Genomic DNA, 21,676 nt, shown 5'->3' with positions numbered 1-21,676 from the left:
TGTTGTTATGGAGAACTGTCCTATTCAATAATTCTTGGAAGTGCACTGCCAAAATCAGAAAGTCAGATTAGGTCTTAAAAATTGGATTTCTAAAGAAAAAGAGAGAATTAATCCACAACAAGTCCCAGCCTGGTAATTCCGAGTTTTGTAGCCGAAGTAGTGTTAGTTATTGATGAGTAAAGGAAGTGGGTTCTGGAGGTTCCCAGGGGCTCCAGAATTGATTCCAAATTTTAAATAGATATTGGGTGTCAAATGAGTTTATAAGAGAACCGGAAACATAGGATATCTTCCCTATAATTTCTGCTTGAACACCTTTCATACCGTCAATAGCCTTTACGCTCTGTTCAGCGTTATGATGTGTTTCAGGGAATAAATCAACACATTGAAAGGGGCTTATGACATGGCAAAATATTTAATCAATCGGGTAGACTTAGGAAAACGGACGGTGGGCTATGAGGTCTATATTTCGGAGACAAAAGAAATTATGGGCTATACCGAGAAACAGATTAAAGACATGCTCCGCTCGCAGGAAAGAGTTTATGGGTTTACGCTGGATGCGGGCGGTTCCTTGCAGTTAGATGAGAAAGGCTTTCACACCTGCAATATCATGGTTAAAACAGGCATTAACGGCTTGCGCCCTTTGGTGCTGTCCAGTTCCGCTGTCTACATGATTTATGTGCTCGTCGGAGTGCATAAGGGAAAAGAGACTGTTTATGAAGTGGTAAACAGCAGGTTTGCCAGAACCAATATTTCAGAGAGCAGGCTCAAAGCTTTATTGGAGTTTGGGGGAATATGCGGAGGGGCTTATTTAGACGGAAAAGGAAAGATTGCTATTTGCGAAGGGGTTGAAGTAACAGAAGAATCCGTGTAATACTATTAAAGCTTTAAAGACCCGCCTTTCACGGCGGGTCTTTTTTGTATATGAAAACCCCGCGATAGTCGCGGGGTTCAGTGGAGCTTTAGCGATGAGACATGACAAAAAAACTCCTTTTGATGTAGGATAAACTTGCGGTCTGGCAACTGCAAGGGACATCAAAAGGAGGTCAGTCAAAGTGAATGACAGTCATAGTCTATCACACACAACATGGAACTGCAAATATCACAAAGTATGGGCACCAAAATACAGACGCAAAGTATTTTATGGAGAGAAACGTCTGGAAATAGGAGCAATATTGAGGGAATTATGCCAATGGAAAGGTGTAAATATCATAGAGGCAGAAGTATGCCCAGACCAGATACACATGCTGGTAGAAATACCGCCTAAAATGAGTGTAAGTAGTTTCATGGGCTTTCTAAAAGGAAAGAGCAGCCTGATGATATATGAAAAGTGGGGCAATATGAGATTCAAATATCGAAACAGAGAATTCTGGTGTAGGGGGTACTATGTGGATACGGTAGGAAAGAATGCGGAAAAGATACAAGAATATATCGCAAAGCAACTCAAAGAAGATGAGCTTAATGGTCAGCTGACACTGGAGGAAGAGAACCCGTTCACGGGTAGCAAGTAAAACGCTCTTCGCGTGTGCCAGACCGTACCAACCTCATTTAGGGGTGGCTAGCAATCAAGGGCTACGCCCGTTAAAGTTATTTGCCCTCTGCCAGTCTAGAATGAAGCCTTAAAAACTGCTTTCAAGTGATATTAAGATATAAAAAAAAGAAGGGAGGTATCTTTTATCACTGGAAATTTGATCGGGAAGGAGGCATACAGCATGCGCGCAATGCTTAATCTTTTTTTTCAGCTGGAAGATGAAGCAACAGGAGAAATTATCAGGCGTTTCAAAACAGACGTTTACCTTGACAACGTGGACGAACTCTCAAAGGATTATTTTTTGAACACATTCATCAATGCCTGCGATAACGCCGGCAACATCATACGTGAAATATAGGAGGTAATTTGTATGCGTTTAAACAATATCGGGATTGCACAGCGTGACAATGTGTATGGCCTGTATCTACCACAGCAAATCGTGATTTGCTACGTCTCAATGCCGCCAGACAGGCAATACATGACAGACATGAAGGCACTGGATATCATTACGAAGGCGTTAGCACTTCGGTGGGACGTTTACAAAGGGAATAACCGTAAAATGCAATAAAGAAAATCGGGCGGGCTTTTCAGCTCGCCCATTTTGTTGATTTTCAATTTTTCGTCTTTTTGCGGACTAGTTGAGAGTGGGATTGAAGCATTCCGCTGTCTGGATCATTTTTATGCAGAGGTCGATTTTTATGCTTTTTAGAGCCTTGTTAAGAAAAATGAAGTCTGTTTACAGGACCTTCACTATTCTTCTGGATGATTTTAAACGAGAAAAAGATAAGTGGATTTAGAACCGGATATGAAATTGGGCGGATTAAAATCTGTCCAATTTTTTTATTTTCCACATTTTCAGGACTAGTTGAGAGAAGAAAATAAGCATTCCCCTGCTTTAAACCAAATGATTACAGGGTCGGTTTTTCATCATTTTGTTAACTAGTTGAAAAAAATCGGAACCGGTCGCGAGGGCTCCCCTGTCCCCCAAAAGATTTCCAGTAAAAAAAAATACGGTTTTTGTGGAAAATTCTGGATGACAATTTAAATACAATGCATGATTTGAGGTGTTTTCGAGTGTTTTTGAATTCCATTAATCGCAGTAAAACGCAAACTGAAATGAGATTTTTTTGAAAAAATCTGGGAAAACAGGCGATTTTCAGGGATTTTCAAAAAAAATAGAAATAGGGGGTTGCTGTCGCAGATTTTAAAATCCAACAGTTTTCGAACTAGTTGAAAAAAGAAATTGAGTTTTCCCCAAGGCTTATTTTTTCTGGGGAAAGAACTGTACATATAGAACCTTTCAGAATTTATTAACAGCTTTAACAGAAACATTGAAACGATGAAAGATTGAAAAACAACTGTCTGACAATAACCCGCAACCTATTTACAACGAAACATCTTGTGCAAACAACGTTCCCTATTTCGGTCAAGACGTGTTTTTAGACGTTTGTGTATTAGTGGTAAATAAATTTTAGAAGGGTTTGTTTACTACTATGTTAGAAGCAGAAGTCATTTCAAAAGCCAACGAGATTGAAAAAGCAACCGGGAAACAGCTTTTAAGCATTGATGATGCCGCGAAGTATTTAGGGTGTACTGTTTGTGAGGTAAATGCAATGATCGAATCCGAAATATTATGTACTATTTCAGAAGCGATGCCAAAACTCCGCACCGTTTCAATTGCATTGTTCCTTCTTGGCAAGACAGACGAAAATGTTCACAAAAGACCTACAGACTTTGGCTTTGAACAGCGTTATCATTCCCCCTACTCTATAGAGAATTTAGATGAAGGGGAGTTTATGAGTATGACTCGCAGAGGTCAGGGAGAAGGCAGTGTATTTTACAATGAAACCCGCAAAAAATGGCAGGTAGCTATCAGTTTGGGCTGTAGCGAGAATGGTAAAAGGAATCGAAAGATTTTGACTGCTGAAACGGAAGCACTGGCTTGGCAAGCATATAACGAGTTTATGAGGAATGGGGTGACGTTAAAACCTCAAACAACACAGGAAGCCATTGCGAGTACAATGAGCTTTGAGAAATGCTACAACGATTATTTGTTATCCATTGAGGGTGCTGGCAGTGAACGGGCATACTCTGGCAAGGTATTGTTATCAAAGCCGATTATTGCAGAATTGGGACATTATAATGTCAGTGAATTGACCGAAGATATTGTAAGGCGATACATAAACAGCTGGACATCCAAAACATACACAAAAGGTGGCAAAACCAGTATGTATTCCCAACAGCATATTAACAAAGTATATACCAACCTTAAGTGCGTTATTAAATACGCTGTTAAAAAAAAGCTTCTGTCTGAAAACATTATGGAAGATATTTACAAACCTGTTGCAAAAAAATATGTTGAGGATAAAAATAAAGCGCTTACATATGAAGAAGTCAGCATGATAATTAATAGCCTGTCCAACAAGCCTATGCTCCAGACAATGGTTACTATTATGGCATATACAGGAATCAGGCCGGGCGAAGCATATGCTCTTAAATTTAGTGACTTCGACTATGATAAGAAAACTGTCACTATTAAAAGAACGTTAAGCGAAAGAAAAAATGCTGATGTTAAAATGAAGAAAACAAGTGGCGCGGAGCCGTTGATCAAAATGCTTAAAAATGAGCGTGGAAGTAAACAAGAATACGCTCGAAGACTTTTGAAGTTAAGTGACAACGTGCTGGGATTAGTAAAGCGATGGGAAGAAAGTATTAAGAGCAATCCAACTCTAGTTTTAAAAAGAGAAGCGAACGGTACCGCAGAATATTTATTTACCAAACCAACAGATGGCAAATTGGGATTGCCTTTCTATTATGGGGATGAGTATAAAAAGGAATTGAAGCGGCATGGTGTGGATGGCAGTTATTACAATATGTATCGTTTCCGTCATACACTCTGCACCAGTTTATTTAAAGAATATAATAAAGACCCTAAGACTGTTCAACTAACGATGGGGGACAATTCCATGGATATGGTAATGCGCGTCTATAATTCTGTAGATAAGAGTGATATTCTGGCGGCTAGTGGAGCTTATTCTAAGGGGTTGGATACAGTTCTTTGGAGATAACAGCAGGCGCTTGCGATCGGTGGCTTACCGAAGTGGCTTACAAACAGTTCGTGTGGAATCGGATTTGTTTGTAAGCCATTTATTTTCGGGGATCCTGATGGGGAATTTTGAAGAAAAATATTGAAAAATATATTGACACCAAAGACTTTTAGAGCTATAATGATAAAGCTGTTCGGCGAGAAACAGCTTAAATACAATGCCCGATTGTGTAATGGTAGCACGACAGACTCTGACTCTGTTTGTCTGGGTTCGAATCCTAGTCGGGCAGCCAACTGATGTGGCGGCATTTTTGCCGCCATAATTATCTTCGAGGTGTGGCTCAGTTTGGTAGAGCGCTGCGTTCGGGACGCAGAGGCCGCAAGTTCAAGTCTTGTCACCTCGACCAAACCGGAAACGGAAAAGAACCTGTAAACGGGCTTTTAAAGCCAGTTTACAGGTTCTTTTATTTTGCGCTGTTTTCATTCCGTTCCCTTTCATGATCTCCGCTCCCGCTATTTCTAAAAAAGACTGCGGGTTTACAAATGGAACAAATGCTCAATGTTATTGGCCATTGTCTGTTTTCTAAGCTTGCTGATATGAGTATAAATATTCCCGGTTGTCTCAATATCAGCATGTCCCAGCCACGTTTGAATATCTTTCAAATCCCACCCTATGTCATAAAGAATACTTGCCGTGCTGTGGCGAAGATCATGAAACCGCATTTTGGGCAGTCCATTGTTTTTCAGTACCCGCTGAAATCCTCTTGTCACAGAGTCAGGCGCATAGGGTTTTCCGTTAGGCCAAGTAAATATGTAGTCTGTATCAATGTACTCACTTCCGAACATGTGCTTGTAATATTCTGTTTTTTCCTTAACGTGTAGCAACAGCTCTTTGATTTCTGGAAGTAGCATATATGTGCGGTTGCTGGAAACGGTTTTTGTCTTGTCCTTTGCTACCACCGTTAGGTTTTTAACCACCGTATGCCTAATTTCTATTGTATCATTATTAAAATCTATAGCGCCCCATTTAAGTCCGAGCACTTCCGAGCGCCGCAAGCCATAGTACAAAGTTACATAAATCAACGGCTGTAAATGGTGTCCACGGAATGCCTGCAGAACCTTGTTGGCATCTTCAACCCCAAGGAACGTCCCGATTTGTTTTTTATCTTCCTGCTTGGGAAGAGGAACGTTAAGTGCGGAATTCCGGCCAATATATTCCATAATGACCGCCATATTTAATGCTTCTTTTATGATGAGACTGAAACTTCGAATTGAACGAATTGACATACCCCCTTTTCCATCTACACGCCCTTGTTAAAATTCATAGTTATAGTAATCTACAAAATGGCGGGGAGACAATTCAGTCAGAGTCAACCCTTTTGATCGAAAATAGGGCATGGTATGCTTTTCTGTATACACTTTATATCCTTCCCATGTCGAAAGCTCTATCTTATCTCTTTTGCTTTCCAACCAGTATTTCAAAAAATCCGCAAACAAAATTTCTCCTTTCGCAAGATAAACCTCCATTTGTGCATGTTCTCCGACAATTTGTGGCATAAATTCAGTAGCCCTTCGTTTGTCGCCTTTTGCCTCAAGACCAGTTCCAACCCACTTTTGCTTCCACTTTCCGCTAAAATCCTTGTAACTTAAAACCACGAAATACTTGCCATTTTTTGTTTGTAATGATCCTGTCATATATTGATTCCTCCTAACGGCTTGGGGATCTTAATGATTTTTCCAATACGGATATGTTTGATTTTGTTTTCGCCCACAAGCTTGTAAGCCGCTGCCCGTCCAATCCCAAGTGCCTGTTGAATGTCCGAAACAGCCAGCACATCCGGCAAATCAGCAAATAAAATCGTGTGATTGTTGTCACTTGCAAATTGTTTACTCATTCTTTTTGTCCTCCCTTTGTATATACTATATTTGTATAGTATATAGCTGTAACGCTTTGCTTTTACGGAATTTAATTATCTTGGCTGCCCCTTTGCCAGCTGGCTGCAAAATACCAGCTTGTTTAGCCTCATGTTAAACGGGGCTTGAACATCGAGCGGTAGAATTTCATTTAGGATGTTGAGGGCATAGCCTTCGGTTTCTGTAAAGCAGCTAAATTTTTTAATACCGGATTTTCGGATATATTTGCGTGCATGTTGCGCATATCCCCAATCGTCGAAGACACCTGCGCCATTTGTGCCCCAGATTGCATAAAACTTTTTGGTATAAATGTTAGCCTTTCTCATATTGAAACCTCCATGAATTTTGTAAATGGTGTGCCGTGTCGGCGTACCGACACGGCCGATCTGTATAAATTTTGCTATAGAGCCAGCGATTTTTGCTGATTTTTAGTATCCTGACCGATTATCCCCCTTGGCACACCGACACATCGGCACACGATTTAAGGATTATCCCCCTGAATCCATGCTGTGGATTTTGACTATTTTCGCGCCAACGAGCGGGAAATATATATCCGTCGAATGTTCTCCCAAGCGTCTCAGAAAACTGAGAAAGCGACAAAAATGTCCAAATTGGTGACAGCGTCAATATTAAACAGGCTCTTAATGAACTCGCCGAGCTTGCTTTTGCCGCTATTTAGGACTCCTTGCATCACGAAGAAAACTTTCGCGGAGATGTCGTTAGAAAGCAGGTATCCGAATGTTTCCCATACCCGCGCCACCAGCAGCGGATCGCCGGCCGCCAATGTTGCCAAAAACGCATCGAAATTCGGGCACGCTATTGCTCCGGGGACGTAGTCCACGTCGAGAAAAGCCGTGTTAAAATAACTTGGCGAGGGCGGAAAGGAAGCCCCCGTATGGACATCCAATACGGTGTTGCGGAATGTGATGTACCGATCGGAAATCGTGATTCGTTTTTGGGCAATCTCCGGTTCCATCACAATCAAATCGTATACCCGGCGGATGATCTGCCCATCTCCGTAGTCACGGGCCGCATCCCGGCAATACCGCATTATAAGCCTCAGTGCCGCACCGGTATCGAGAAAGACATAAACCTGCTTGATGTATGCATACAAAGCATTATCCACCATTCGAAATGCAACGTTTGCTCGAAGAATTTCCGCAATTTCAACGGCAGACATCCGGTTTTTCACTGGTTCCTTTGCTTTCTGTTTTACCACAATGTCATCGGCCGGAACAATAATCGGTTGGGCCTGATCAGACAGACTTGGCGCTACCGGTATCGGCTGTTCAGTCGGTGTTATTGAAAAACCACCTTCGTCTCCTGTCGACTTGTTACATGGCAGAGCAGCAAGCGGCTTAACCTCCTGTCCCTGCATCACTCTCAGCAAATGAAGCCTTTCAAAGCCCTCGTCCCCTTCACGCAAAATTGGCTTTATCATTTTTGAGCAGTCGGCAGTTTGCTCATCATCTTTAGAGAGAGGCTGCTCCCGCCCATCGTCCAATTTGGCGATATCGTCTGCAGCATGTGGGAGTAGAGGCGAAGATTGATTACAGCCTGGGTTGTCTTGGCGGATGATTGGACGGAGCGGCCATTCGGTATCACCCTCACGAATGAGCACCTTGCGCATGCCCGGAATTATTGGTGCAAACATTTTTGCTTTCGGATCTTCCATTTTCTTTCTCCTTCTTTAGGGCGTCCCCTATGTATTTTCGATCGACAAGCAAAGTATAGCATCAAGATTAGAATAAAATAACCTTGATAAATTGACATCAAATCGTAATATCTATATACTAAAATAGGATTATTAATTTATTAATATTTGTTTCAGTATGTAAATTTGACAAAAGAGGTAAATATGGAATTTTATGGCAATTTAGAGGTGGAAAAAAATCTTATTGAATATCTCTTGCTCGTGGATCTCGATCAGCACTTTCAAGAGGGGGATGGCGAGATCATTGATGCAGTTGCCAGCAGATGTATTGGGATTTGCGAGAACTATTGGATTGATCTCAACCGGTATTTTTCACCTAAAATCATAGGAGACTTTTCAAGGAAACAGGTGATGCCCCTCGCACTGGCGAATCACTGCATTATTTCCGCACTTGCACGTCTAAAAGAACTGGTGACTAGCGGGGATGAGGTAAGTGTGTATGAGCTTGAATATAAGGTTGGCTTTTCAGGGTATAGGGCCTTACACAGCATCGGTTATTTTGAGGATCGTAAAGTCATATCCGAATATGCCATAGCGGAAGAAGATCATTTGCCGGAAAAACAGACATATTCTAAAATTAAATATTTACGTAAGGATCCTTATTGGAACTGTATTTTGCAGGAAATTTGTTCTTCAGAAGACACAAGGGAAAAGGAATATTTAATCAGCAGAGATCATTCCGACCTTTATGCCAGGATTTTTCGGTTCGGAACAAAGTGGAGACCTGCTTGTCAACTGGAGAAACTTTCGGAAAAAGAAACATGGGACAACATTTACCAATTAAGCCACAAATATTCGGAATTTGTCTGCGATATCCTGAGACCCCGCCCTTTGCTTACTTCTCTAAAGGATCAAAAATTAATATGGGATGACCCTGTAGACAAACTTTTACTAGATTATAAAACGGAGCAGCTTTTTCATTTCTCCTTTTTTCAAAAAGCTGTGAAATTGTTTCAAAACGTAAAAAATCGCGATTTATTTTTAGGCGGTGAATTTAACCAAATCATAGCGGATGTTTGCTTGCTTCCGAATGCATTCTCCCGGACTCGTATTTTGAAAATCATAATAGATGCAGCTAACTGTACAGATAATCCTGAGTACTACGAACTCGAGCCCACTGCTTTAGGACGTAAAAACATTCGATCTCCAAAATCCGAATTTGAACTGGTGGAACTATGGAAAAAGCAAGCCCGGCGATGCATTTTTACACTTGCTTATTTGACGATCCCTTTATTAGAGAAAACGTTTTTCATCCTTCTCTATGAACACTTTCAGAGAACAGTGCAAGAACAGAATAAACTGCCAGATACAAAAAAAGTGTTAAGTGCTATGATGGAAAGCTTATACCAATATGCAGAAAGTCATTTGGATTTATTACGGCATGATTTTTATGAAGATAAACTATTCGACCCGGATATTGAAGCTGTACCAGAAGAGATCCCAGAGAAAGGAAGCGTATTTGCTTTTCAGGAGGCATATAGACAATGCATCCCACCCTTTAAAATCGAGTATAATTCAGATCGTTTCTGCCTGTTGCAAAAATCCCGCAGACAAGAAAAAAAGGAAGCCCAGGAAAAAGCGGAAGAGCTTGCCGGCGATGATGAAGTGCGGAAAACGGAACTTTATAAGAAATATCTTCAAGACATTGAACTTTTTCCTGAACCAAAAGAAGACCGTCAAACGAATCAGTTTTTTCTGGATTTGTACAAACTTCTGTTTTCAAAAGAAGCCGTACAATCAGGCCGCGTATCTATTGACCATTCTCCTGTGTTTTCAAAAAAACACTTTGGAATTGATAACAGCGATCCTATCCTCTATAAAGATTTAATGTTTAATATCAGCAAATTATATCGAGAGAGCGCCATAAAAACGATGGAGCATAAAATCCACCCTATTAAACTATAGCAGCAAAGTGGTTAGCCGCTTTGCTGTCGAATATAACTTTCCAGCGAAGATTTTGAAATCTTCCAAACTCGCCCTATCCGGAATTCTTTTACTTTCCCTTCATTTAACAAACGGTATGCAGCATTTTTCCCGATTTTCAAAGCTTCGCAAAGCTCCTCTACCGTTAACACGTCATCAAAATTGTTAAACATTGCAGCTTTTCTCCCCTCAATTTTTATTATCCAGATGTTCAATCCAACGCCAAATCATTGAGAATAACAGACAGCAACGTGAACCGCTTTTCCGTAACGTCAAATGCGCTGAACTCCATTTTTTCAACTGCATACTATATAGATGCGTCGGGGTTCCCCCTGGGATATCCCCCGATGGAACATAAAAACCCTGCATGGGATTTTCCATGCAGGGTTTTTGTATCTGGAGTGAAAAGAGGAGGAGATTTCATGTTTCAAAACCCGCGCTATTTGACCCGCGGCGTATCCCTGTCCATCCCGCCCGAACTGGTACTGCTGCTCTGGTATCTTATTGAAGCCATGCCGGAACCGGAAGATTACCTGCAGGTCTTCGAACTGTCCGGTGAATCCGGAAGGCAGAAGATCGTCCACCGGCAGGAGCAGCCGCCATACGAACAGGTCCATCTGCTGGACTGGGCTGAACCCGTTACCGCCAAGCTTTTCGTCATCGACGACGGAGACCACAGCACGATGCTTCTTGCATCAGAATATTAAATTGGAGGAGAATCAAAATGAGTGAAAGCAAAGAAGCCAGGACATTCGTCTGCACCAACTGCGGAGGGGAACATCAACTGCATCAGATGTATGAAATCGAGGAGGATCAGCTCTGCCCTTCCTGTGCGGAGGAGCTTACCGTACTCTGCGAACGCTGTGGGGAGCGCATCTATCGGGATGACAATGCAGGGTCAGACCTCTTCCCTCTATGCGACCGCTGCTATGACGCCTACTATACCAACTGTACCAACTGCAACCGCCTGCTTTGCCTGTCCGAGGCTTATTATGAAGACGATTCGGACGACCCTTACTGCTATGACTGTTACAGTGACCGCCAGTCTGACGATTACATCCATGACTACAGCTACAAACCGGAGCCCGTCTTCTATGGTAACGGGAACCTGTTTTTAGGCGTGGAGCTGGAAATCGACGACGGCGGTAAGGACAACGAGAACGCCGAAACCCTGACCGACCTTGCAAACCGTGCCTGCGAACATGTCTACATCAAATCGGACGGTTCGCTGGATGACGGGCTTGAGATCGTCACCTACCCGATGTCATTAGACTACCATCTACACAGGATGCCGTGGCGGCAGGTCATGCAGAAAGCGCTCGATCTTGGTTATTGCAGCCACCGGACAGGCACCTGCGGACTGCATGTCCATGTGAACCGCAGCTATTTCGGGGATAGCGTGGAAGAACAGGATGAAGCAATTGGACGGGTTCTCTATTTTGTGGAACACCACTGGGCGGAACTGCTCCGGTTCAGCCGGCGAACGGAACAGCAGTTCAAGCGCTGGGCGGCCCGGTACGGCTACAAGGAGCGGCCTGATGAAATCCTGGATACCGCCAAAAAAGGATACGGAGGCCGGTACACGTGTGTCAACATCTTTAACCGGGATACGATCGAATTCAGAATCTTCCGGGGGACACTCAAATACAATACACTTGCAGCCACGTTGCAGCTCGTACAGGAGATCTGCAATGTGGCTGTTTCCATGTCCGATGAGGAACTGGCTAAACAGAGCTGGAGCGCCTTTGTGGAGACGCTGGACAAGGCAAAGGTTCCGGAACTCGTCACCTACCTGAAAGAGCGGCGGCTGTATATCAATGAACCAATTCAGACAACAGAGGAGGAACAGTAAGATGTGCGGATTATTCGGAATGTTTGATTATAATAATGCACTCACCCCAAGGCAGAAAAACAAACTGGTAACCTGCCTTGCAAGGGAAAGCGAAGTCCGGGGGCAGGATGCCACGGGGATCGCCTATTTCCTTGAGGGACATTTGCACATCTATAAACGTCCTCTGCCTGCCAGAAAGATGCGGTTTCATATCCCGCAGGAAGTTCATCTGGTGATGGGACATACCCGGGCTGCCACACAGGGCAGCGAAAAGGACTGGCAGAATAACCATCCGTTCTGCGGAACCACAAAAGAAGGGCAGTTTGCGTTTGCCCATAACGGGGTGCTGTGGAATGATCAGCTGCTGCGGGAGCAAAAGAAGCTGCCGGCAACCAATATCCGGACGGACAGTTATATCGCCGTCCAGCTGCTGGAACAGGAAAACGCCCTCGACCATACGTCTCTTGCCACGATGGCGGAGCAGGTCGAGGGCTCTTTTACGTTTACGGCGCTTAACAAGGACGGGCTGTACTTTGTCAAAGGCGACAGCCCCCTGTACATTTACCACTCCCAATCGGGAATGTACATTTATGCTTCCACGGAGGATATCCTGAAAAAGGCTTTGAAGAAAACGGGATTCCAGAAGCAGACGTTTGAAAAGGTAGAACTGGACTGCGGGGACATTTTGCAGATTGACCCACAGGGAGAACTTATCCGGGGCAACTTCGACGCCACAAGTCTTATCAATCGGGAGTATCTGCGCGGGTTCACATGGCCGAAACCGTATGCCCCCTCACATGGTTTTGATGATTTATATGCTTATGCCAGGAATATGGGCATCAGTGAACGGGAGATCGACCTGCTGATGGATTACGGGCTGGATGAGCTGGATATCGAGGAACTCCTCTATGATCCCCAGCTGCTGGACGAATATCTGCATGAACTAAGGTGGGGAGAATCTTATGATCTGGATTACGCTTACTGAACACAAAAGCCGCCGTATTTTGGAATACGGCGGCTCACACAATTCTTCTGTTTTTTTATCCTTCATTGTCCCGGAAGCGTTTGAACAGCTTCATCACTTTCAGGAGGTCTTTCTGTTCCTCCTCGGTCAGCACAGCGGCATACGCAGTGATCTTATCCAGCGGCGCGGAAGTTCTGGCAGGAACAACAGGCGCATCGAACGCAAACAGTTCCTGCAATGACAAGTCCAGCGCCGAGGCGATTTTTCCGAGGGTCTCGACCGTCGGCTTTTTGAGCCCCCGCTCGATCTGCCCCACATGCGCGGCGCTGATGAAGGCCTTAAAACCCAGCTCTTCCTGGCTCATTCCCCCTGCCTTGCGCAGTTCCCGTATCCGGATTCCCAATGCTGCTGTCAGATCATTCATATGATCACCCCAGCTATTATGATAGAGGGAATCCTATAGACACACAAATTATAGTAGATATCACATAATTATAATGCCTATAGATATTGAATTTGCGGAAAAACCATGCTAAGATAAAATATGTCAAAAAACAATGAAGGTTGGAGGTCGTCATGGTAATTGCAACAATTTTATACGTGTTTCTGGGATATAAGAGCATCGGGTATTTAAAGTACCACCTCATGGGGGTAAGGGTTGAACTGACCCGGGATGTAGGCAGGTTTATGTGGGACCGTGTTTTATGGGGACTGATTCTTGGATGGCTGACAATTCCGCTGATGCTGATTGTATGGCTGTTCCGGCTGATCTTTCATTGAAAATAAATAAGTAGAGGTGTATTAGAAATGATTTGCAGAGAATGTAAACAGGAACTACCGGAAGGAAGCACGTTTTGCCGTTTTTGCGGCGCGGCACAAGGAGGGCCTGAAAACCCTTCGGAGGTGAAGGGGCAGGCGCCTGTCCCGCCTATATCAAATCCGACTGGACCAGTACATAAACCGCCCAGGAAAAAACGGGGCTGCCTGTTTGCGATCTTGATTACCGTTGCGGTTCTGTTTGGGCTGGGTATTGTGAGTTCTATGATTTCCCTTATGATGAGCCCTTCTGTGATGGACAGCTATTTCAAGGAAGAATCCTCTTCCAATTTAGCGTCCTCTTCTTCGGCGCCTGTAAATTCAAAAGAGGAATCCTCCAGTGAAGCTCCGGCTTCCAGCGAGGCCGGTATAACTCCGTCTGAATTTTATGGGCAATTGCAGGATAACGATGATCTTCCTTACCAGATCAGTGAAAAAGCGCAAACATTCCTTGAAACGCATCCGGATCTGTTCCCTGTAGCATCTGAACAGGAATTATCTGGTTTTGTTGACCGGAGCATCGAATTTAAACACTTGGAGAAGAACAGCGACAAATATGGCGACCAACTGATGTATCTGCCGGAAGTCTATGTTATTCAAATAAAAGAAACACAGGTCGATGAAAATCTTACGGTAAACGAAATAAATTTGATAGATGTGAACGGGTTATCCTATTACGTTTTTTATATGGGAGCCCTGGATGATATTTTTAAAGACGATGTGATTTCTGTCTGGGGGCTTCCGCTGGGCATGAGCCAGTATGAAAATACCGGAGGCGGAACGACAATCACCCCGGTTTTAGCAGGAAGTTATCTTACGAAAATCGAATAAAGCTCTAAACAATGCTTCTAAAACGTATGGGAAACGATACATAGATAGAGCAACAGGTTTTGAGACGAAAATACCGCTGAAACGGACAATTTCGGCGGTGTTTTTTAATGTCTGAAAACAGGCTCAAAAACGGTCGTTAAAGCAACGCCCCGCAAGCAGGACATTCCCTGCTTGCGGGGTTATTCTTATATGGAGGAAACAATTATGAAAAATTTTATATTCGGATACGCCCGCGTATCCACTGAACAGCAGAACCTTGACCGGCAGATTGATGCCCTGACCCGTTATGGAGTGAATACCGTTTATATGGAAAAGACGACCGGTACCAAACGGGAACGCCCTGAACTCAACAAGATGCTTGAACGGATGACACAGGACGATACCGTTGTGATTGAATCGCTCTCCCGGCTTGGGAGAAGTACAAAAGATTTAATAGAACTCACCGAGTTGTTCCAGTCTAAAGGTGTTCATTTGGTGAGTCTCAAGGAGTCCATAGATACATCTACCAGCACCGGAAAACTGCTGTTTACGCTCATGAGCGCCATTGCGCAGTTTGAGCGGGACTGCATTGCAGACCGGACACGGGAAGGCTTAAAGGCTGCTCGAGCGCGTGGCCGGAAAGGCGGTAGGCCAAAGGTCAACCCGGAAACGGTAAAGAAAGCGGTGAAGCTGTATGGGACAAAACAATATTCTATTCAGGAAATCGAGGAGTTGACCGGAGTCAAAAAGGCCACGCTGTATCGGAACCTTTAAAAGAAAGCATTGGGCTTTCTTTTTTGTAGAAAAAGTATAAATTAGTTTTATCTTTTTTAAAATGATCACCCCTACCGCGGATGTATCCACTCTGTTTTAACCTGAAGTAATTGACACAACAGATTAATACAAGTATATTTAATTTATAAAATAAAAGTAAATAAATCTTGTGATTTTATATTGACACGAACGGATGTTCGTGCTACAATAAAGTTACAGAAACAAACAAAACCAACGCATAAGCAATCAATACGGATATTTAAAAAGTTGAAGTACACATAGTGCCGATGAGCCTTGAGCCGATGAGCCGATGTACCTGCTACACGCAGGGCATCGGTTTTTTTATATAGATTCATAAAATTGAAAGGAGGAATCAGGTTCGCAATTTAAGAGATTCGCGCTTTATAATATTTAAAGCCAAAACTAAGGAGAAATAAAAAAACAAGTTTACAAATTGGCGTATTGTGACAAACATTAGATAAATAGGAGGATTATTTTTATGACAACCAATGAAGAAAACAAAAAAGTCAGCGAGACTGTTAGAGGCGCAGAGCAAGACCGGATTCAGGTAGAAAGCCCTGCGCAAGAGAACGTGGAGCTGATACAGGCGTCTCTGCGATCGAGCTCGGAGGATTCATCTCATAAGGCGTTTGAAAATATAGATACGCTTCCGCGTAAATATGAGGAAGCGCCCTACCACTATGACTATAAGCAGAATGAAACGGTTTCCTTAAACAGCGGCGCGCTGCAGCTTTCCTATCCGGATATCGTCCTGCCCGGCAAAAACGGGTTTGATCTGGTGGTGGAGCGCGTTTATGATTCCTCGGCTTCCGGCATGCAGTATCCGCTCGCGGACAAAGGCAGCGGGAGCATGTATTGTCAGGAAATCTATAAACGGCAGACGCTGGCTATGAAATACATGTATTTCGACAGTGAAAGCAAACTAAAAAAGCAGCGTGAAAGAAACGGATTTTATGCGGACGATTATAACCTTTATACGGTTTATAAAATCAAGCAGGTCAAAACAATTGCCCGCGACAATACCCACTTTCTTAATCTGTTCGGGCTTGGATACGGCTGGCGTTTCAACTTCCCGTCAATTGAGGTAATTGCGCCGACCAAAATCGAACAGCTGCAAGACCAGCTTCGCGGTTCGATGTATCTGCATCTGGACGACGGCCGGTCGATCCCGGTGAAACGAAACTATGAGGACAGCAAATGGGAGCTGGAAGATTACAAGGAACATGACCTTACGGTATCTTTTAGCTCCGGCTGCACCATCACCTACCGGAACGGGCGAAAGGATTATTTTTCCGGAGACGCGAATTACGGCTTTACACTTTCCTACCGGGAGGACAAATTCGGAAACCGGATCAGCTTTGTCTATACCTCAGATAAAAAGCTCAAACAGATCACGGATACGTTCGGGCGGAAAATCGAGCTCAAAGAAACCGTTGACAGCCAGAATCCGAATCTCAAAACGCTCTACTGGCAGCAGGAAGGCAGCGGAGATATTCTGTTCAAGTATACGGTACAGAATAACCAGCTTCTCGATGCAAGGGCGGTCGTCCGGCAGTCAAAGGATGGTTTAATTGAACGGGTGACTTCCTATACCTATACGCAGCAGATTGCGAACACCACGCTGTTCTGGAGCGAAGACGAGTCGGGCGACAAGGGCATAGACATTACCTACTGCAATTTAACAGGTATTACGCATCCCTCGGGCGCAAAAACGGAGTATTCCTACGGCCTGCTTTATAAGGACCTTGGCAGCTGCATGAAAGGAACCGTTGGATCTTATGTAATTAGTTCCAGAAAAGGCCGTGTCAGCGGTACTGGATCCACCGTTCTGCACGAAGAGTCTTATAGCTTCCAGACAAAGGAACTGGATTTGACCGACGAGCGAAAAAAGGAAGTTGGAACGGAAGCGTGGGGAGAAGAAGCAGTTGTCAGCGCGACGGTGGATTACCGGGCGAACGGCGCCAATGAAAAGCGGGTGGTCAGCAGCTTCAACCGGTACGGCCTGCTGCAAAAGGAGCAGACCTATGTTTTCCCGTCCGGTTCTGCTGCTCTCGCACAGGAGCGCACCATTACCTATGAGATCGACAGCAATTCCTCCAAACGGAAGCTGCCGGTGACAGAAACCGTTACCAGTTATGACCCGGCAAGCGGGAATTCCGTGAAGGTCACAAAAAGCTGGGCATATGACAGCAAGGATAACGTGACTTCCTATTCGGAGAGCTGTGCTCAGGATGCGAGCATTGACCAGAGTGTTACCATGCAGTACGATCAGACTTACAGTCTGCTGCTCGAAAAGACGACTTCCAATACAAACTGGTCCATCAAGGAACAGTACGACCTGACAGGCGACAAGCGGCTGCCCGCGGTGAAATGCGTGTATGAAAACGGTGTCCTGAAGGAACGTACAGCCTTTGAATATGAAGCCAACCAGCTGAAAAGAGAGAAGCGGTATTACGGAGAAAACCTTGCCAGCACCGCAATATGCTTTGTAACGGAGTACCGTTATGGCACCACATCTCCCGAACCTACAGAAATTAGGGCGCTGGGTGTCTGCGACGCGCAAGGCAATCCGGTCGCACCAACAAACGCGCAGGAAGCGCCAGGAACCATCCTGCAAACTTCCGTTTATGACTGGTTCGGCCGCGTGACGCAGAAAACAGACGGCAACGGCAACGCAACCCGGATGGCACATGATGGGCTGGGACGGGTCACACGGGAAACCTACCCCGCCGGAACCGGGCAGCAGGAGCCGTCCAAAGCCAATACCTACGACGACATAAACAATATTCTTCTGGCTGAAGACGAGGAAGGTAACCGCACGCGGTATCAGTATACCCAGACAGGTAAAATCGCAAAAGAGATTCTGGTGAATCCGGACGGGACGGAAGTGCTTCGCACCGCGTTTACATACGATTCCATGGAGCGCGTCGCAACGAAAACCGCTTACTTGGAGAACGGCTCGGTCAAAGCGAAAACGGCCTACACCTATGACGCTTACGGACGGATAGCTTCCAAAACGGTTACCGATACAGGCGGCAAAGAGCTTTCCAAAGAAACTTCTGTATTTACGCCTGTGGTGCAGAGCAAATTTTCCCGTGTGGTGAAAACCATTACCGGAGATACAAACGCGCCGTCTGTTGTCACCGAGACACTGACCGATCAGGCGGGCCGGGTGCGGCAGGAAACGGTAAAAGGCTCGGGTTCCCTTGCGGACGCGGTCGTGAGCTACACCTATGATAGACTGGGCAACAAGCTGTCGCAGACGGATGCGCTGGGCCATGTGACCAAATGGGAATACGACTATGCAGGCCGCGTGGTGAAAGAAACCGATGCAGAACTGGCAAACGTTGTAATAAAATACGATGCACTTGGGAACAAAATCAGTGTGACCGACCCCAATGGTAATATAACTTTGTTCACATATGATGCGCTGAATCGCTTGATTATACAGGATTCTCCGCTTGACGGGACAGAGCGTTCGGTAACTCGATATTTCTATGACGCGGCAGGCAATATAATTAAACAGGAAGTGCTCTACGCAGTTTACGACGAAGAAACCGAGTGGAAAACAACCGAATATGTGTACGATAGCCGTAATCGCGTGATAGATACCATCCTGTTCAGGCAGGATTACGACCAGCGACGTACCCGCTTTGTATATGATAACGTAGGCAATAAACTGGCAGTGTACACAGGTATGCTTGACGACTCAACTGACGGTGCGGAGAAAATCACATACACCTATGACCGGTTCGGTAATGTTTTGACAGCGGCGGATCCCGCCGATCGCACAGAACGGTTTGCTTACGACGGTATGGGGCGCCTGATCAGCAAGACAGACCGAAATGGCAATGTATACACTTATGCATACGATGGACTCGATCGTATTCTAAATGAAAGCGTAACAGCCGGTGGCGAAACAACCAGCACGCAGCATCGCTATACCAAAACCGGTCAGAAGCTCAGTGAAAGCAACGACACTCTGTCAGTTACCTATCAGTATGATGCACAGGGAAGAGTCATTCAACAGAGTGAAAGCAATGATGTAGTAAAAATCATGGGTTATGATGCTGCAGGAAACAGGATCAGCTTTACATTAAAGCGGGGAACAGTCCAGGAAATTAATCTTGGATATACCTATGACAGGGCGAATCGTCTAAAGACGGTAACAAAAAATGGAACCCCGATTGCAATGTACAGCTATGATGACAATGGTAATCGTACCGCGCTGGAATATCCGGAAAGCCATATCCTCATTCGGTATACCTATAACGATGCGAATCTTGTTACTTCGGTGCTAAACAGAAAAGAATCTACAATAGATGGCTCTATTTTGGTAATGACGTCTTATGAATATCAGTACTCTCTGGATGGAAATCAGACGCGGAAAAAAGATCAGGACGGTGTGATGGTCAGCTACGGATACGATAAGCTCGGCAGATTGATTGAGGAATCCGTACGCCGGGGTAAAGCAATCAACTATTCTTATGACCGCTTCTCCAACCGCTCTAAAATGAGAGTTTCCGGAGGGGGCGAAGAGTATTCGGTAGATTATACTTATGCAGCGGGAAACCGGCTGGTAAGCGAAGTTAAAACCACAGATTCTGCGGCTGAAACCACCACATATACCTATGACGCAAACGGGAACCAGCTTACAAAGACTACTGTTGATTCGACTGAAACAAGAGTGTATAATGGACTCAATCAGTTGGTCAGTGAGAGCATGGGCGGCGCACCGGTTACATTCCAATACCGTCCGGACGGACTTCGTCACAGTAAGTCCAGCGGCGCATCCGTTGTTACTCACCTGTGGGACGGGCAGAACATCGTGGCGGAAATCGGCACGACCGGCAGCGTAACGGCACGTTATCTGCGAGGGATCAATCTCATTGCGCGCGAACAGGACGGGGCACTGCAATACTACACCTTTAATGCGCATGGCGACGTGACCCAACGGTATGATGCCAACTGCAATCTGCTGAAAAATTACAACTATGATGCGTTTGGTATTGAAACCGATCCGGAACCGCTGGATTTCAACCCATTCCGCTATTGCGGGGAGTATCTTGATAAAGAAACTCAGATATATTACTTGCGTAACCGTAGCTACAACCCTATGATAGGAAGATTCACACAGCAAGATACTATAATGCACTTAACTTACAAAATGCCAAATGGGCAAGCCGTTATTGACCCATTAAGTTTGAACCTGTATACTTATTGCCATAACAACCCTATTTTATATGTAGATAAGAACGGTAACTGGATACATATAGCTATCGCTGCGGTTGTCGGCGGGGCTATAGGTGCTAGCGTTAATCTTGGTGCACAACTTATCGCGTCAAAAGGAAATTGGGATGCTGTAAACTGGGGACATGTGGGCATTTCCGCGGCTTCCGGGGCTGTTGGAGGAGCTTTGATGTCGGTTGGGGTGCCTGCACCGGCGGCAGGGGCGATAGTTGGAGGTACAGGAAACTTGGCTACCCAGTTATATGATAATGGCGGCAATATAGAAAAAGTGGACTGGTTCGACCTAGGGTTTTCTACAATGTCAGGCGCTGCTATGGGTATAGTTGGCGATAAACTTAGCGCAGTGATGGGCATACCGGATATCCCATTGGAACATCTTAATTCAATGAGCAACGCGCTTTCAACTCGCGTTGGGAATGCAGTTATGTATCAGCTAGGAAGAGGAGCAACAAAAGAAATTTCAAATGCACTTACGTATTATTTTTCGCAAACTGCAACACAAATTTGGAAAACAATTATTAGGACAATGTTAATTGAAGGAGTACGTGATACTACAATCGAAAAAATAATTGATGCAACTGGGCTGGAAGACCGTGCAAAGAAAAAAATCAGGGCGGTTATTGCATAACCATTAATTAGGAGGCAAGATGAAAGAAGCTACAGGGATATTCCTACTAACAGTCGTTACTTTGATATCTACTCTATTATTAAGAAAATGCGTTTATCATTTTGCCTTCTATGGTATGAGCAAAACACGCAAAAAGAAAATTTGCAGAGAACAGTCAATGAAAGATAAAATACTGTTGTCATGTGTCTTAAAGTATAATAATCCAGACATGACAAAATGGTGTTTTATTTGGTATCATGTTTTTACTGTAACCGCTATTGTTTTCATCATTCTGGCTGCGATCAATATATTTGTCACTCCTACAACTCAAATTCAGGCACTTGCTTTTTGGCTAGGGTTGCTATTACGTGTTTCATTTTGCTTATGTCTGTTTAGCGTAGTATTAAAACCTGCTAAGAATCATAAATAAGTCGTAAAGACCAACCGCCGGATTCAATCTGAATCCGGCGGCACCCTT

General features: G+C 44.5%; 21 protein-coding genes and 2 tRNA genes. 16 read left to right on the top strand and 7 right to left on the bottom strand.

Annotated elements, in window-relative coordinates:
* The first annotated feature begins 400 nt into the window (after positions 1–400).
* The 7 genes from C1A10_RS05195 to C1A10_RS05170 all read left to right on the top strand — a co-directional run bounded on the left by C1A10_RS05195 (position 401) and on the right by C1A10_RS05170 (position 4,981).
* Positions 401–871, top strand: a complete 471-nt coding sequence (locus C1A10_RS05195; RefSeq protein ID WP_101909240.1) for a hypothetical protein — start codon at positions 401–403, stop codon at positions 869–871.
* Positions 872–1,052: 181 nt separating this feature from the next.
* Positions 1,053–1,508, top strand: a complete 456-nt coding sequence (gene tnpA, locus C1A10_RS05190) for an IS200/IS605 family transposase (protein WP_101909239.1) — start codon at positions 1,053–1,055, stop codon at positions 1,506–1,508.
* Between the two features lie 201 nt (positions 1,509–1,709).
* Complete coding sequence (locus C1A10_RS18425; RefSeq protein ID WP_180950998.1) at positions 1,710–1,886, top strand: hypothetical protein; 177 nt, start codon at positions 1,710–1,712, stop codon at positions 1,884–1,886.
* A gap of 12 nt (positions 1,887–1,898) precedes the next feature.
* Entirely contained in the window at positions 1,899–2,096 is a 198-nt protein-coding gene (locus tag C1A10_RS05185; RefSeq protein WP_101909238.1) for a hypothetical protein, read from the top strand.
* A 925-nt stretch (positions 2,097–3,021) separates the two neighbouring features.
* The gene (locus C1A10_RS05180; RefSeq protein WP_101909237.1) at positions 3,022–4,596 is read left to right on the top strand and encodes a tyrosine-type recombinase/integrase; all 1,575 of its coding nucleotides are present in this window, start codon (positions 3,022–3,024) and stop codon (positions 4,594–4,596) included.
* Positions 4,597–4,793: 197 nt separating this feature from the next.
* Positions 4,794–4,867, top strand: a tRNA-Gln gene (locus C1A10_RS05175).
* 37 nt (positions 4,868–4,904) lie between these two features.
* Positions 4,905–4,981: transfer RNA gene (locus C1A10_RS05170), tRNA-Pro, on the top strand.
* 130 nt (positions 4,982–5,111) lie between these two features.
* On the opposite strand, the gene C1A10_RS05165 is transcribed toward C1A10_RS05170, so the two are convergent.
* The 5 genes from C1A10_RS05165 to C1A10_RS05145 form a co-directional block, all read right to left on the bottom strand.
* The gene (locus C1A10_RS05165; RefSeq protein ID WP_101909236.1) at positions 5,112–5,861 is read right to left on the bottom strand and encodes a tyrosine-type recombinase/integrase; all 750 of its coding nucleotides are present in this window, start codon (positions 5,859–5,861) and stop codon (positions 5,112–5,114) included.
* Positions 5,862–5,888: 27 nt separating this feature from the next.
* On the bottom strand, positions 5,889–6,269 hold the full coding sequence (locus tag C1A10_RS05160; protein ID WP_101909235.1) for a tyrosine-type recombinase/integrase: 381 nt from the start codon (positions 6,267–6,269) through the stop codon (positions 5,889–5,891).
* Positions 6,266–6,469 (bottom strand): helix-turn-helix domain-containing protein, encoded by a 204-nt coding sequence (locus C1A10_RS05155; RefSeq protein ID WP_101909234.1) that lies wholly within the window; start codon positions 6,467–6,469, stop codon positions 6,266–6,268. Before C1A10_RS05155 ends, C1A10_RS05160 begins: the two co-directional genes overlap by 4 nt.
* A 75-nt stretch (positions 6,470–6,544) precedes the next feature.
* Positions 6,545–6,814 (bottom strand): hypothetical protein, encoded by a 270-nt coding sequence (locus C1A10_RS05150; RefSeq protein WP_101909233.1) that lies wholly within the window; start codon positions 6,812–6,814, stop codon positions 6,545–6,547.
* 251 nt (positions 6,815–7,065) lie between these two features.
* Positions 7,066–8,163, bottom strand: a complete 1,098-nt coding sequence (locus C1A10_RS05145) for a hypothetical protein (RefSeq protein WP_101909232.1) — start codon at positions 8,161–8,163, stop codon at positions 7,066–7,068.
* 183 nt (positions 8,164–8,346) lie between these two features.
* Here C1A10_RS05145 and C1A10_RS05140 point away from each other — a divergent pair, with 183 nt between their 5' ends.
* A complete protein-coding gene (locus C1A10_RS05140) occupies positions 8,347–10,107 on the top strand; it encodes a hypothetical protein (RefSeq protein WP_101909231.1) in 1,761 nt (586 codons plus the stop codon).
* An 11-nt stretch (positions 10,108–10,118) separates the two neighbouring features.
* Here the strand turns inward: C1A10_RS05140 and C1A10_RS05135 are convergent, their stop codons facing one another.
* Positions 10,119–10,298 (bottom strand): helix-turn-helix domain-containing protein, encoded by a 180-nt coding sequence (locus tag C1A10_RS05135; protein WP_101909230.1) that lies wholly within the window; start codon positions 10,296–10,298, stop codon positions 10,119–10,121.
* Positions 10,299–10,547: 249 nt separating this feature from the next.
* Here C1A10_RS05135 and C1A10_RS05130 point away from each other — a divergent pair, with 249 nt between their 5' ends.
* From C1A10_RS05130 to C1A10_RS05120, 3 genes are read left to right on the top strand one after another with little or no spacing between them, the layout of a single operon-like run.
* Complete coding sequence (locus tag C1A10_RS05130; RefSeq protein ID WP_101909229.1) at positions 10,548–10,832, top strand: DUF960 domain-containing protein; 285 nt, start codon at positions 10,548–10,550, stop codon at positions 10,830–10,832.
* A gap of 17 nt (positions 10,833–10,849) precedes the next feature.
* Positions 10,850–11,977, top strand: a complete 1,128-nt coding sequence (locus C1A10_RS05125; RefSeq protein WP_101909228.1) for an amidoligase family protein — start codon at positions 10,850–10,852, stop codon at positions 11,975–11,977.
* Position 11,978: 1 nt separating this feature from the next.
* Positions 11,979–12,941 (top strand): class II glutamine amidotransferase, encoded by a 963-nt coding sequence (locus C1A10_RS05120; protein ID WP_101909227.1) that lies wholly within the window; start codon positions 11,979–11,981, stop codon positions 12,939–12,941.
* A 55-nt stretch (positions 12,942–12,996) separates the two neighbouring features.
* On the opposite strand, the gene C1A10_RS05115 is transcribed toward C1A10_RS05120, so the two are convergent.
* Positions 12,997–13,344: a helix-turn-helix domain-containing protein gene (locus C1A10_RS05115; RefSeq protein WP_101909226.1), complete on the bottom strand. Its 348-nt coding sequence runs from the start codon at positions 13,342–13,344 to the stop codon at positions 12,997–12,999.
* A 152-nt stretch (positions 13,345–13,496) separates the two neighbouring features.
* Between C1A10_RS05115 and C1A10_RS05110 the strand changes: the two genes are divergently transcribed.
* From C1A10_RS05110 to C1A10_RS05090, 5 genes are all read left to right on the top strand, one after another.
* Positions 13,497–13,700, top strand: coding sequence for a hypothetical protein (locus tag C1A10_RS05110; protein WP_101909225.1), 204 nt, complete (start codon positions 13,497–13,499; stop codon positions 13,698–13,700).
* A 27-nt stretch (positions 13,701–13,727) separates the two neighbouring features.
* Positions 13,728–14,567 carry a zinc ribbon domain-containing protein gene (locus C1A10_RS05105; protein ID WP_101909224.1) on the top strand — a complete coding sequence of 280 codons (840 nt, stop codon included), beginning with the start codon at positions 13,728–13,730 and terminating at the stop codon, positions 14,565–14,567.
* Between the two features lie 204 nt (positions 14,568–14,771).
* Positions 14,772–15,320 carry a recombinase family protein gene (locus C1A10_RS05100; RefSeq protein WP_101909223.1) on the top strand — a complete coding sequence of 183 codons (549 nt, stop codon included), beginning with the start codon at positions 14,772–14,774 and terminating at the stop codon, positions 15,318–15,320.
* A 499-nt stretch (positions 15,321–15,819) separates the two neighbouring features.
* Positions 15,820–21,219 carry an RHS repeat domain-containing protein gene (locus tag C1A10_RS05095; RefSeq protein ID WP_101909222.1) on the top strand — a complete coding sequence of 1,800 codons (5,400 nt, stop codon included), beginning with the start codon at positions 15,820–15,822 and terminating at the stop codon, positions 21,217–21,219.
* 19 nt (positions 21,220–21,238) lie between these two features.
* Positions 21,239–21,628, top strand: coding sequence for a hypothetical protein (locus tag C1A10_RS05090; RefSeq protein WP_101909221.1), 390 nt, complete (start codon positions 21,239–21,241; stop codon positions 21,626–21,628).
* The last annotated feature ends 48 nt before the right edge of the window (positions 21,629–21,676 follow it).

The sequence above is a fragment of the Marasmitruncus massiliensis genome (genome assembly GCF_900186535.1).
GTDB lineage: Bacteria > Bacillota > Clostridia > Oscillospirales > Ruminococcaceae > Anaerotruncus > Anaerotruncus massiliensis_A.
The sequence above is the reverse complement of the archived record's forward strand: the minus strand, read 5'-3'. Positions and strand labels throughout refer to the sequence as shown.